We start from the raw sequence: 13,157 nt of genomic DNA on the forward strand, positions 1-13,157 counted from the left end.
CGTCATGGACCTGTTTCGAAGCGAACCCGTCGCCCAGCCCCTGGCCGCTCGTCTGCGTCCGTCCAACCTGGACGAGTACGTCGGCCAGGAGCACCTGCTGGCCCGCGGCAAGCCGCTGCGTGAGGCGCTGGAGCAGGGGGCGCTGCACTCGATGATCTTCTGGGGGCCGCCTGGGGTGGGCAAGACCACCCTGGCGCGGCTGCTGGCGCAGTTCTGTGACGCCCACTTCGAGACCGTCTCGGCGGTGCTGGCTGGGGTCAAGGAGATTCGCCAGGCGGTCGAGGTGGCCAAGCAGCAGGCCGCCCAGTACGGCCGGCGGACCATTTTGTTCGTCGATGAAGTGCACCGCTTCAACAAGTCCCAGCAGGATGCGTTCCTGCCGTTCGTCGAAGATGGCACGCTGATCTTCATTGGCGCCACCACCGAGAACCCGTCGTTCGAACTGAACAATGCGTTGCTTTCGCGGGCGCGGGTGTATGTGCTCAAGAGCCTCGATGAACAAGCGCTGCGCAAGCTGGTAGACCGCGCCTTGAGCGAAGAGCGTGGGCTGGGCAAACGCCAGCTGACGGTGGGCGATGAGGCCTTCAAGATGCTTATGGCCGCCGCCGATGGCGATGGCCGGCGCATGCTCAACTTCCTCGAGAACGCCTCTGACCTGGCCGAAGACGGGGGCGAGATCGGCGTCGAGTTGTTGCAAAGCTTGCTCGGTGACAGCCGGCGGCGTTTCGACAAAGGTGGCGAGGCGTTCTACGACCAGATTTCGGCGCTGCACAAGTCGGTCCGCGGCTCCAACCCCGACGGCGCGCTGTATTGGTTCGCGCGCATGCTCGACGGCGGCTGCGATCCGCTGTACATCGCCCGCCGCGTGGTGCGCATGGCCAGCGAAGACATCGGCAACGCCGACCCGCGCGCGCTGAGCCTGTGCCTGGCTGCGTGGGATGTGCAAGAGCGCCTGGGCAGCCCCGAGGGCGAATTGGCAGTGGCCCAGGCCATCACCTACATTGCCTGTGCGCCGAAGAGCAACGCAGTCTACGTCGGCTTCAAGACTGCCCTGCGCGAGGCGGCCGAGCACGGTTCGCTGGAAGTGCCGCTGCACCTGCGCAACGCCCCGACCAAGCTGATGAAGCAGCTAGGCTATGGCGAAGAATACCGTTACGCCCACGATGAGCCGGACGCCTACGCCGCAGGCGAAGACTATTTCCCCGAAGCCCTTGAACCGCGCGCCTATTATCAGCCGGTGCCACGTGGCCTGGAGTTGAAAATCGGCGAGAAACTGCGCCACCTGGCCGAGCTCGACCGCCTTAGCCCCCGTCAGCGGAGAAAACCATGATCGCTCTGATTGCCGCCGTCAGCGCGGGCGGCGTGGCCGGTACGCTGCTGCGCTTTGCCACCAGCAACTGGGTCAGCGCCAACTGGCCACGGCACTTCTATCTCGGTACGCTGGCGGTCAACCTGATTGGCTGCCTGCTGATCGGCCTGCTCTACGGCCTGTTTCTGCACAAGCCGCTGGTGCCGGTCGAGCTGCGTGCCGGGCTGATCGTCGGCTTTCTCGGCGGCCTGACGACCTTTTCTTCTTTTTCGCTGGATACCGTGCGCTTGTTGGAAAACGGGCAGATACCGCTCGCCCTGGGCTATACCGGTATTAGCGTGTTTGGCGGGCTGCTCGCGACCTGGGCCGGCCTGTCTTTAACCAAATTCTGAACCACACACATAACGAGAGAACGATATGCTCGATGCCAAACTGTTACGCGGCCAACTTCAGGAAGTGGCGGACCGCCTTGCCTCCCGTGGCTTCAGCCTGGATGTCGCGCGCATCGAATCACTGGAAGAACGCCGCAAGGCCGTGCAGACCCGCACCGAGCAGCTGCAAGCCGAGCGTAACGCCCGTTCCAAGTCCATCGGCCAGGCCAAGGCCAAGGGAGAAGACATCGCCCCGCTGATGGCAGACGTTGAGCGCATGGCCAACGAGCTGACCGAGGGCAAGAGCGAGCTGGACGCCATCCAGGCCGAGCTGGACGGCATCCTGCTGACCATCCCCAACCTGCCGGACGCCACCGTGCCGGTCGGTGCCAGCGAAGACGACAACGTCGAAGTGCGCCGTTGGGGCACGCCGAAGGCGTTCGATTTCGAGATCAAGGACCACGTCGCCCTGGGCGAGATCAGCGGCGGCCTGGACTTCGAAGCGGCAGCCAAGCTCTCGGGTGCGCGCTTTGCCGTGCTGCGCGGTCCGATCGCGCGCCTGCACCGCGCCCTGGCGCAGTTCATGATCAACCTGCACACCGGCGAACACGGTTACCAGGAACACTACACCCCGTATTTGGTCCAGGCCCCGGCCCTGCAAGGTACCGGCCAGCTGCCCAAGTTCGAGGAAGACCTGTTCAAGATCAGCCGCGAAGGCGAAGCCGATTTCTATCTGATCCCGACCGCCGAAGTGTCGCTGACCAACCTGGTGGCTGGCGAGATCATCGACGCCAAGCAGCTGCCGCTCAAGCTGGTTGCCCACACCCCTTGCTTCCGTAGCGAAGCCGGCGCTTCGGGCCGTGATACCCGCGGCATGATCCGCCAGCATCAGTTCGACAAGGTCGAGATGGTGCAGATCGTCGAGCCGTCCAAGTCCATGCAAGCCCTGGAAGGCCTGACCGCCAACGCCGAGCGGGTCCTGCAGTTGCTGGAACTGCCCTACCGCGTGTTGGCCCTGTGCACCGGCGATATGGGCTTCAGCGCTGTGAAAACCTACGATCTGGAAGTGTGGGTGCCGAGCCAGGACAAGTACCGCGAGATCAGCTCCTGCTCCAACTGCGGCGACTTCCAGGCGCGCCGGATGCAAGCGCGCTGGCGTAACCCGGAAACCGGCAAGCCGGAGCTGGTGCACACCTTGAATGGCTCGGGCCTGGCAGTCGGCCGGACGCTGGTGGCGGTGCTGGAGAACTACCAGCAGGCCGACGGTTCGATCCGCGTACCGGAGGTGCTCAAGCCGTACATGGGTGGCGTCGAGGTCATCGGCTAAATGGATTACCTGCCGCTGTTCCACAAGCTGCAGGGCGGCCGCGTGCTGGTCGTCGGCGGTGGCGAGATTGCCTTGCGCAAAGCGCGCCTGCTGGCCGATGCCGGCGCCGCGTTGCGGGTGGTCGCGCCTGAAGTCGACGCTGAGCTTGCCGCCTTGGCCCGCGAGGGTGGCGGTGACGTCCGTGTGCGTGGCTATCAGGTCGCCGACCTGGACGGTTGCCGGCTGGTGATCGCCGCCACCGACGACCCTGCGCTCAATGCTCAGGTTTCGGCTGAGGCCCAGGCCCGCAGCCTGCCTGTCAATGTGGTGGATGCACCGGCCTTGTGTACGGTGATCTTCCCCGCAATCGTCGACCGTTCGCCCCTGGTGGTGGCAGTGTCCAGCGGCGGCGATGCGCCGGTGCTGGCCCGCTTGATCCGGGCTAAGCTGGAAGCCTGGATTCCTTCGGCGTATGGCGAGTTGGCCGGTTTGGCCGCGCGTTTTCGGCACAAGGTCAAGTCGCTGTACCCGGACGTCAATCAGCGTCGCGGCTTCTGGGAGACGGTTTTTCAGGGGCCGATTGCCGAGCGCCAATTGGCCGGGCAGGGCGCCGAAGCTGAGCGCCTGTTGCAGGCGATGGTCGATGGCGCGCCGGTGCAGCAGGGCGGTGAGGTGTATCTGGTCGGCGCCGGCCCGGGTGATCCGGACCTGCTGACCTTTCGCGCCTTGCGCCTGATGCAGCAGGCGGACGTGGTGTTGTACGACCGTTTGGTGGCACCGGCGATCATCGAGATGTGCCGGCGTGACGCCGAGCGCATCTATGTCGGCAAGCGCCGCGCCGATCATGCTGTGCCGCAGGAAAAGATCAACCAGCTGCTGGTCGACCTGGCCAAGCAGGGCAAGCGTGTCTTGCGCTTGAAAGGCGGTGATCCATTCATCTTTGGCCGCGGTGGCGAAGAGATCGAAGAGCTGGCCGAGCAGGGCATCCCGTTCCAGGTGGTGCCGGGAATTACCGCGGCCAGTGGATGCTCTGCCTATGGCGGAATTCCACTGACTCACCGCGACTATGCCCAGTCGGTGCGCTTCGTCACCGGGCACCTGAAGGATGGCACCAGCAACCTGCCGTGGGATGACCTGGTGGCGCCGGCGCAGACCCTGGTGTTCTACATGGGCTTGGTTGGCCTGCCGACCATTTGCGCCGAACTGATCCGCCATGGCCGCGCTGCCAGCACCCCCGCGGCGTTGATCCAGCAGGGCACCACGCGCAATCAGCGGGTGTTCACCGGCACCCTGGCAGATTTGCCAGAGCTGGTGGCGCGTCACGAAGTGCATGCGCCGACCCTGGTGATTGTTGGCGAAGTGGTGCAGTTGCGCGAGAAGCTAGCGTGGTTTGAAGGCTCGCAGCAGGTCTGAAACATCGTGGGAGCGGGCTTGCCCCGCGATAGCTTCAGAACCAGCGACATCGTTGCCTGATCTGGCGCTATCGCGGGGCAAGCCCGCTCCCACGTGTTTATGGGGTCAGGCAGATTTGTCGGAGCGGGTGGCGCGTCATGAAGTGCATGCGCCGACCCGGGTGATGGTCGGCGAAGTGGTGCAGTTGCGCGAGAAGCTGGCGTGGTTTGAAGGCTCGCAGCAGGTCTGAAACGTCGTGGGAGCGGGCTTGCCCCGCGAAAGCTTCAGAACCAGCAACATCGTTACCTGCCCTGGCGCTATCGCGGGGCAAGCCCGCTTCAACGTGATGTTATGGGGTCAGAACAACGGCAGCGAATAGCTCACCATCAGCCGGTTCTGGTCCTGATTCCATTCGCTGGGCACGCCACTGCGCAGCATCCCATTGCGCCAGCTGAACGCCAGCCCCTTGAATGTCCCGCCTTGCACCACGTAATCCAGGGCAATGTCCCGTTCCCACTCTTTCTCATCGCCGCCTGCGGCCATGCGGATGTTGGTCCCCTTCAAATACGTCACCGAAGCCACCAGCCCCGGTACGCCGAGCGCGGCGAAGTTGTAGCCATACTGGCCAAACGTGGTGCGCTCACCGGCACGGGTGAAGCTGGTTACCAGGCGGTCGGTGAACAGGTAGATGCTCGACCCTGCCGCCCCCTCACCGGTATTGCCCTGGTTGAGCTGGACGAAGTTGCCACTGTCGGAAACCCGTTGATGGCCAAGCAACACTGAGTGCCCACCCAGGGCATAGGTGAACATGGCGCTCCAGGTATCGTTGTCGATTTTGCCCGGGGTATCGGCCAGCCCGCTCACCTGATAGCCATCGGCACGGCCGGCCGCTGAGTCGTTGCGGCCATCGGCATCGGTCTTGAAGTAACGCAGGTCGGTGGTCAGCGATTGGTTGTCCGCCAGTGCCCATACATGTACCAGGCCGCCAAAGTGCTGCACGTAGTAGTCTTCCAGCTGGGCGGCGTAGTACTGCAGCTTGAGCGCCTTGGTCAGCTGGTAATCGGCGCCGGCAAACAGGAATTGGTTGCTCTGCTGGGTGCCACCGGCCACCGCCAGCCCGGAGCGATTGGTCGAGCCGCGCCCAGTGGTGTGCTCAAGGCGTCCGCCCGTCAACGTCAGGCCATCGAGCTCTTGCGAGGTGATCATCCCGCCTTCGAAGGTCTGTGGTAATACCCGGCCATCGTTGGCCACCAGGATCGGCAGCTTCGGCTGCAAGGTGCCATAGCGCGCCTCAGTCTTGGAGAAACGCAGCTTGCCGGTCACCCCCAGCCGGCTCCATTCGTCCACAGCGCCGCCATCGCTGTCGTCCGGAATCATCGAGCTGCCGCGATGATTACCCGCGCCGCCATCCAGGCGTACCCCCAGCAAGCCCAGTGCATCGACACCAAAGCCGACGGTCCCGTCGGTGAAGCCAGACTTGTAGTCGAGCAGAAAACCTTGCGCCCATTCGGCGGTCTTGCTCTGCCCGGCAGCGCCTGGGCGGTCACGGAAATCGTTGTTGAAGTAGTAGTTGCGCAACGTCAGCGTGGCCTTGCTGTCGCCGATGAAGTCCGCCTGGGCGGCGGGAACCAGCAGGGCGCTGGTGGCGGTCAGCAGGGAAAGGTGCATGAAGGGCTTTCTTGTCATTGTTGTTTTCCTGATGCAGGGAGGCGCCCAAAACACAGGCGCAAGTGGGCCGGGCGCGGTCACACCCGGGTGAAACTGGGGGCTTGGTCTGGCTCAATCAGGCAGCCATTCCTGCAAGGTCAGCTCAATGGTGATGAACGACAGGTTGCGGCCACGTTGCAGCCTGCCGGCGAAGATATTGCCGTCGGCGTCGGCCACCACCGCTTGCACGCGGCTTTCGCCCAGGGCGATCTCACCGCTGAGGCTGAGAATCTCCACTCCAGGCCCCGGCACGTGGATGTCCTGCATGCCACTGCGGCCCAGGTAGTGCAGCTCGGCGTCGATCAGGCTGCCCAGCCCGCCGCGCAATACCGCCAGGCTGATGCTGTGGCTGGCACAGAGCGCCTCGGCGCTGTCGATGATGTCTTCGTTGGGCTTGAGCCGGGCCACTACCAAGCGGCCCAGGCGGCCGCTTTGTACCTGGGATTCAGTCTGGGTTGCTGCAAGGTTCATGACGCCTCCTGGAACACCGGATGGAGCAGGTTGAAGTGGGTTTCAGCGTCGGGCTGGACCTGATAGGCGACCTGATCGAACAGGCACAAGCGCAGCACCAGCGGTTCGCTGCCGACAATCAGCCGGTCGAGCACCAGGTGGCCGCCATGCTGCTGGCCATCGCGGTCGAGAAAGCCCGCGTGGCAGTGCAGCAGCGGTGCTCCAGCGGCGTCGCGACCGACGGTCAGTGCGCCGCTGACGAAGGTGATGTAGCCATCGAGGACCACCGCTTGGCCATAGTCGTAGGGCCGCTGTTGGTCTTGGGTGGTGACCATGCGGTGATAGCTCAGGTGCGCCGCACCGCCACACAGGATGCGCCCGACTGCGCTGCCATAGCGACGGCCCGCAAGCACCTTGAGCAGGCCTTCAGCGACATTGCAGGCCAGCGGCAGGACCACGCGCAACTCCTCGCTGGCGGGTATTTCGCAGTCCAGCAGGCGCGGCTGTTGTGGCTCGCCGCCATGAATGAACACGCGCACGCCGGCGCGCTGCTCGAAATGCGGGGTCATAGGGCAGGCTCCTCGCTGGCTTCGAGCAGGGCGCGGATCTGTTTCTTGACGATCTTGCCGTAGCCCGACTTGGGCATTTGCGACCAGCGGACAAAGCGCTTGGGCCATTTGTAGCGGGCCAGGCGCGGCTGCAAATGAGCCAGCAGCTGCTCGTCGCTGACCTCGGCTGTGACCACGATCACCGCACAGCCACATTCACCCCATTTCTCGTCAGGTAGCCCGAGCACAGCAACTTCGTTGACCGCCGGATGGGTGAGCAGGGCCTCTTCGATCTCCCGTGGGTAGACGTTGGAGCCGCCGGAGATGTACATGTCCGAAGCGCGGCCGGTGATGAACAGGTAGCCTTGCTCGTCGAGGTGGCCGAGGTCGCCGGTGTGGAACCAGCCAAAACGAAAGCACGCCGCGTTGGCCTCGGGGTTGTTGTAGTAGCCAGCAAACACCGCCGGGCCGCGCACGCAGATTTCGCCATCGCTGCCGGTGGGCAGTTGATTGCCATGCTCATCGAGGATCGCCACCTGCATGCCGGTGCGCGGGTAGCCGCATGAGCCGACTTTGGCCTGCGGTCCGTCCTCGGCGTCGTGGCAGTCGGCAGGCAGCACGGTGATGTTGCCGGTGACCTCGCCCAAGCCGTAGTACTGCACCAGCACCTTGCCCAGGGTGCGCAGGGCGTGGCATTGATCGGCACGGTACATCGGTGCGCCGGCATAGATCACATAGCGCAGGCTGCTGTGGTCGTAGCGCTCGACGGCCGGGTCTTCGGTGAGCATCTTGACGATGGTCGGCACGGTGAACAGGTTATCTATCCGGTGCTCCTGGACCAGGCGCCAGGCCTCGTCACAGTCCAGCCGGTCACTGGCGGGCAGCACGCAAGCGGCGCCGCGGGCGACGTTGATCAGCGCGTGGATGCCAGCGCCGTGCGACAGCGGTGCGAGCACCAGCGAGCGCGATTGCGCGTTCAGCCCAGGCATCAGGTCGGCCAGATGGTTGTTGATCACGAAGGCCATTTGCCCGTGGGTCAGCACTCCGGCCTTGGGGTGGCCGGTGGTGCCGGAGGTATAGAAGAACCACAGCGGATCGTGATAACTCACTTCCGCTGCGCGGAAATCCGCTTGCAGCGCAGCGCCCTCATCGAGCAGCGCGTCATAGCTCAGCTCGCCTGTACGTGGCGCGCCGATGGCGATGACCTGTTGCAGGGCAGGGGAGGCAGCGCGTACGGCGTCGACGTAATGCGCCATGCCTTCGTCGTAGAGCATCGCCACCGCGCCACTTGAGCTGCCCAGGTAGGCCGCCTCAGGCGGGGTGATGCGCACGTTGGTGGGCACCCAGACCATGCCTAGGCGAAACGCCACCCAGGCGCTCTCGAACAACTGCAGGTTGTTGCGCGAATGCACCAGCAGACGATCACCCTTGCCCAGCCCGCGCGCGCGCAATGCCGCGGCAATGCTGTCGACCCGGGTCAGCAATTGGCGCCAGCTGTAGCTTTGCCCTGCGCGGATGAAGCCCGGCGCGTCGGGCAAGCGGCGGGCGATCTGGGCAAGCAATTCGCCCAGGTTCATCACATTGTCGATACCGGTGATCATTGCACGGCCTCCAGGATGCTCACGTAATTGGTGACCGCCGCGCCGCCCATGTTGAACACCCCGGCGCGGTCAGCCCGAGGCAGTTGCATGTCGCCGGCCTGCCCCGTCAGCTGCATGGCGGCCATCACGTGCATCGAGACGCCACTGGCGCCGATCGGATGGCCCTTGGACTTGAGCCCGCCCGAGGGGTTGATCGGCAGGCGGCCGTCCTTGCGGCTGATGCCTTCGGCGATGACCCGCGCGCCCTGGCCGCGTTCGGCCAGGCCCATGGCCTCGTATTCGAGCAGTTCGGCGATGGTGAAACAGTCGTGGGTTTCCACCAGCGACAGGTCCGCCAGCGTCAGCTCGGCGAGGGCCAGGGCCTGCTGCCAGGCCCGCGCTGCACCTTCGAAAACCGTCGGGTCGCGCCGCGACAGCGGCAGGTAGTCATTGACCTGGACCGCTGCGCGAAAGCGCACGGCGTGTTGCTGGCCGTTCAGCGCGTCGACCCGGCTGATCACCAGCGCGGCCGCGCCATCGGTGATCAGCGAGCAGTCACTGCGCTTGAGCGGGCCGGCGACAAATGGGTTTTTCTCCGAGGGGGTGCGGCAGAAGTCGAAGCCGACATCGCGGCGCATGTGCGCGAAGGGGTTGAGCGCGCCGTTGGCGTGGTTCTTGGCGGCGATCATGGCCAGCGCATCGGACTGGTCGCCATAGCGCTGGAAGTAGGCCTGGGCGATGTTGCCGAACACGCCGGCAAAGCCATTTTCGATCTGCGCTTCCTCGCGGGCATAACAGCACTTGAGCAGGATCTTGCCGACCTCGGCGGTGGGCAGGCCGTTCATCTTTTCAAAGCCCACCACCAGCGCATGCCGGGATTGCCCGCTGAGCACCGCCTGCAACGCCGAATGGATCGCCGCGGAGCCTGTCGAACAGGCGTTTTCCACCCGCACCGAAGGGGTGAAGCGCAGCGCCGGCAGGTGGTTGGCCAGCAGTGCGGAAGGGAAGTCTTGGTAGATCAGGCCGGCATTGAAATGGCCGACATGCACCGAGTCGATCTGCTCGGCATCCAGGCGGGCATGGCTGAGGGCGCCGATGGCGGCGTCGGCCATCATCTGCTCGGGGTCGATATCGGGAAACTTGCCGAAGGCGGAGTGGTACCAGCCGCTGATAACAGGCGAATCCATGAGGTGCGTCCTCGCTTGATGGAGAGTGCGAGGTCGATAGCAAGGGTGGTGCCAAGGTCTTTTCGAGGCGTCTGCGCTGAGGCTTTGGCGCGTGTCCAGGGTGTCCATTGGTAGCGTTTAGCCGCCTACAGGTGTCGCCTTGGCCGCGCAGGCGACAGTTCAAGGAGACACCTGTTACACCCAAGCGCCGCGGATGCCAGCTCGATCACACTATCTCTACCCGCCGGGTGAAATTTTATTTGCTAGCTAAAACATAGGCTTGAATAGCTTCAGCGGTCTTTGCACGGCGCTGCGCGGAGGTGCTGGCGAGCAGTGGCACCCGTATTGCTAACAACACCTGCATCGTCGCTGCAATTCGATCAATAAGAACAAATAGGTCAGGAGAGCTTCATGAGCGATTTCACCCGCCGTTCCTTCATCAAGACGGCCTCACTGGCATCGGCCGCTGTCGCTGCCGCCGGTATGGGCCTGTACAGCGGCAATAGCCGCGCCGCCGACTTCAAGCTGAAGTTTGCCAACAACCTGCCCATCAGCCACCCGATGAACATCCGTGCCCGGGAAATGGCCAAGGCGATCAAGGAGGAAACCAACGGCGCGCTGAGTGTGCAGGTGTTCCCCAGCAGCCAGCTGGGCAGCGATACCGACACCCTGGCCCAGGTGCGCTCTGGCGCGGTCGACCTGTTCTCGCTGTCACCGGTGATCCTCGGCACCCTGGTGCCGTCGGTGCAGATCAGCGCGGTGGGTTTTGCCTTCAAGGACTACCAGCAAGTCTGGAGCGCGATGGACGGCGCCCTTGGCGAGCACGTGCGCGGTGAGATCGCCAAGACCGGTACGCTGTTCGCCTATGAGCGGATGTGGGACAACGGTTTTCGCGTCACCACCACCAGCACCCGGCCGGTGGCCAGCCCCGATGACCTGCGCGGGATGAAACTACGGGTGCCACCGAGCCCGATCATCATGTCGATTTTCCGCGCCCTGGATGCAGCGCCGACCAGCATCAACTTCGCCGAAGTCTACTCGGCGCTGCAGACGCGCATCGTCGAGGGCCAGGAGAACCCGCTGACCCTGGTGTCCTCGGCCAAGCTCTATGAAGTGCAGAAGTACTGCTCGCTGACCAACCATGTCTGGGACGGTTTCTGGATGCTCGGCAACAGCGCCTCCATCGGGCGGCTGCCGCCTGAGCTGCAAGCGGTGCTGCGCAAGCACATCGAGGCGGCGGTGCTGGCCCAGCGCGATGACCTGGCCAAACTGGAAGGCACTACCCGCGACACCCTCAAAGGCAAGGGCCTGGAGCTGGTCGACTCGCCCGCCGAGCCGTTCCGCGCCAAGTTGCGCAGCGCCAATTACTACGCCGACTGGCACGAGAAGTTCGGCGACGAGGCCTGGGCCATTCTTGAGCAGTTCTCCGGGAAACTGGCCTGATGAGCGCGCCAGCGGTCACGGCCTCCAACGTTTCGCAGCGCCTGCCGGCCCGGGTGCTGATCTGCCTGAACACCTGGACCATGCGCGTGGTCGGGGTCATCGCCGTCACCTTGATGGTGATCGAGACCCTGGTGCTGCTGGCGGGGGTGATCGCCCGCTATGTGCTGCACAGCCCGTTGATCTGGTCCGACGAGCTGGCGTCGTCGCTGTTCATCTGGCTGTCGATGTTCGGCGCGGTGCTGGCGCTGGACCGTGGCGAACACATGCGCATGTCGGCCGTGGTGAACAAGTTGCCGGCTGCCTGGCGCGGCTTCAGTGAAACCTTGTCGGCGCTGATTGTCTGCCTGTTCGTGGCGATGATCATTTCTCCGGCGATGCAGCATTCGCATGAGCAAATGTGGATTACCACGCCTGCCTTGGGCATCCCTGACGGGGTGCGCGCGGCAGCACTGCCGGTGGGCGCGGTACTGATGCTGTTGGCGGCGGTAGCGCGCATGGCACGCTATTCGACAGTGCGCCAGTTCATGGCCGGGCTTGCGGTGGTGGCGGTGGTGGGGGCGGCGTTGTGGCTAGCCCAGCCATTGCTGGCGGCGATGGGTAACTACAACCTGGTGGTGTTCTTCCTGGTGCTGCTGGGGGCGTGCGTGTTTGGCGGTATCCCGATTGCCTTCGCCTTCGGTACGGCGACCATGGCCTACCTGGCCCTGGCCACCCATGCGCCGCTGTCGATCGTGGTCGGGCGCATGGACGAGGGCATGTCGCACATGGTGCTGTTGGCGGTGCCGCTGTTCGTCCTGCTGGGGGTGGTGCTGCAACTGTCGGGCATGGCCCGCACGCTGATCGACTTCATGGCCTCGCTGCTCGGCCATGTGCGCGGGGGCCTTCAGTACGTGCTGTTGGGGGCGATGTTCCTGGTGTCGGGGATTTCCGGCTCCAAGGTCGCCGACATGGCTGCGGTGGCACCGGCCTTGTTCCCCGAGATGAAGCGGCGCGGCTCCAAGCCAGAGGAGCTGGCCGCGCTGCTGTCGGCCACCGGGGCGATGACCGAGACCATTCCGCCAAGCCTGGTGCTGATCACCATTGGCGCGGTGTGCAGCGTATCGATCACCGCGCTGTTCATTGGCGGCTTGATGCCGGCGGTGGTCGCAACGGTCGCTATCGCGGTGGTCTGCTGGTGGCGGTCGCGCAAGGAAGACGGACCGAAGATCGAGCGCGCACCGCTGTCGCGGGTGGCCAAGACCTTCCTCATTGCCTTGCCCGCATTGGCGCTGCCGCTGCTGATCCGCGTGGCGGTGCTCGAAGGCGCCGCGACCGCCACTGAGGTGTCGACCATCGGCGTGGCCTACGTGGTGTTGGTCGGCCTTGCCATGCACCTGTTCATGCGCCACATCGAGTTCGCCCGGCTGTACCCGATGCTGCTGGAAGCGGCGGCGCTATCGGGGGCGATTTTGCTGATCATCGGCATGGCCTCGGCCATGGCTTGGGCACTGACCCAGTCCGGGTTCTCTGCCTCGCTGGTCGAGCTGATCGAGGAAATCCCTGGCGGCACCTTTGGCTTCATGTTCGTCACCATATTGGTGTTCCTGATTCTGGGCAGCGTGCTCGAGGGCATCCCGGCGATCGTGCTGTTTGGCCCGTTGATGTTCCCGTTGGCGGAAATGCTCGGTATCCATCCGGTGCATTACGCCATGGTGGTGATCCTGGCGATGGGCGTGGGCCTGTTCGCACCGCCTCTGGGGGTCGGCTTCTATGCCGCCTGCGCAATCAGCAAGACCTCGTCCGATCACGTTATACGCAGGGTTTGGGGTTACCTGGGGGCCTTGCTGGTGGCCCTGGTGGTGGTGGCCTGCTTCCCGTGGATTTCCATTGGTTTCCTTTAAGAGAG

Annotated in this window: 11 protein-coding genes; 6 read left to right on the top strand and 5 right to left on the bottom strand. The window is 64.4% G+C overall.

Going from position 1 to position 13,157, the window contains the following annotated elements; translation table 11 throughout:
- Nucleotides 1-4: 4 nt before the first annotated feature.
- From OIU19_RS02905 to cysG, 4 genes are read left to right on the top strand one after another with little or no spacing between them, the layout of a single operon-like run.
- The gene (locus tag OIU19_RS02905) at nt 5-1,330 is read left to right on the top strand and encodes a replication-associated recombination protein A (RefSeq protein ID WP_264233182.1); all 1,326 of its coding nucleotides are present in this window, start codon (nt 5-7) and stop codon (nt 1,328-1,330) included.
- A complete protein-coding gene (gene crcB, locus OIU19_RS02910; RefSeq protein ID WP_186557188.1) occupies nt 1,327-1,701 on the top strand; it encodes a fluoride efflux transporter CrcB in 375 nt (124 codons plus the stop codon). Before OIU19_RS02905 ends, crcB begins: the two co-directional genes overlap by 4 nt.
- 25 nt (nt 1,702-1,726) lie before the next feature.
- A complete protein-coding gene (serS, locus tag OIU19_RS02915; RefSeq protein WP_264233184.1) occupies nt 1,727-3,007 on the top strand; it encodes a serine--tRNA ligase in 1,281 nt (426 codons plus the stop codon).
- On the top strand, nt 3,008-4,399 hold the full coding sequence (cysG, locus tag OIU19_RS02920) for a siroheme synthase CysG (protein ID WP_264233185.1): 1,392 nt from the start codon (nt 3,008-3,010) through the stop codon (nt 4,397-4,399).
- A 336-nt stretch (nt 4,400-4,735) separates the two neighbouring features.
- On the opposite strand, the gene OIU19_RS02925 is transcribed toward cysG, so the two are convergent.
- The 5 genes from OIU19_RS02925 to OIU19_RS02945 all read right to left on the bottom strand — a co-directional run bounded on the left by OIU19_RS02925 (nt 4,736) and on the right by OIU19_RS02945 (nt 9,850).
- Entirely contained in the window at nt 4,736-6,046 is a 1,311-nt protein-coding gene (locus OIU19_RS02925; RefSeq protein ID WP_264233186.1) for an OprD family porin, read from the bottom strand.
- A 111-nt stretch (nt 6,047-6,157) separates the two neighbouring features.
- Nucleotides 6,158-6,556 (bottom strand): PPC domain-containing DNA-binding protein, encoded by a 399-nt coding sequence (locus OIU19_RS02930; protein WP_264233187.1) that lies wholly within the window; start codon nt 6,554-6,556, stop codon nt 6,158-6,160.
- A complete protein-coding gene (locus tag OIU19_RS02935) occupies nt 6,553-7,104 on the bottom strand; it encodes a hypothetical protein (RefSeq protein ID WP_264233188.1) in 552 nt (183 codons plus the stop codon). The genes OIU19_RS02930 and OIU19_RS02935 overlap by 4 nt, the downstream gene beginning before the upstream one ends.
- The gene (locus OIU19_RS02940) at nt 7,101-8,684 is read right to left on the bottom strand and encodes an acyl-CoA synthetase (RefSeq protein ID WP_264233189.1); all 1,584 of its coding nucleotides are present in this window, start codon (nt 8,682-8,684) and stop codon (nt 7,101-7,103) included. Before OIU19_RS02940 ends, OIU19_RS02935 begins: the two co-directional genes overlap by 4 nt.
- Nucleotides 8,681-9,850, bottom strand: a complete 1,170-nt coding sequence (locus tag OIU19_RS02945) for an acetyl-CoA acetyltransferase (RefSeq protein ID WP_264233190.1) — start codon at nt 9,848-9,850, stop codon at nt 8,681-8,683. The genes OIU19_RS02940 and OIU19_RS02945 overlap by 4 nt, the downstream gene beginning before the upstream one ends.
- Nucleotides 9,851-10,240: 390 nt before the next feature.
- On the opposite strand from OIU19_RS02945, the gene OIU19_RS02950 reads away from it, so the two are divergent.
- Complete coding sequence (locus OIU19_RS02950; protein ID WP_186557752.1) at nt 10,241-11,272, top strand: TRAP transporter substrate-binding protein; 1,032 nt, start codon at nt 10,241-10,243, stop codon at nt 11,270-11,272.
- A complete protein-coding gene (locus OIU19_RS02955) occupies nt 11,272-13,152 on the top strand; it encodes a TRAP transporter large permease subunit (RefSeq protein WP_264233191.1) in 1,881 nt (626 codons plus the stop codon). The genes OIU19_RS02950 and OIU19_RS02955 overlap by 1 nt, the downstream gene beginning before the upstream one ends.
- Nucleotides 13,153-13,157: the final 5 nt, after the last annotated feature.

The organism is Pseudomonas sp. BT-42-2, from assembly GCF_025847435.2.
GTDB lineage: Bacteria > Pseudomonadota > Gammaproteobacteria > Pseudomonadales > Pseudomonadaceae > Aquipseudomonas > Aquipseudomonas urmiensis.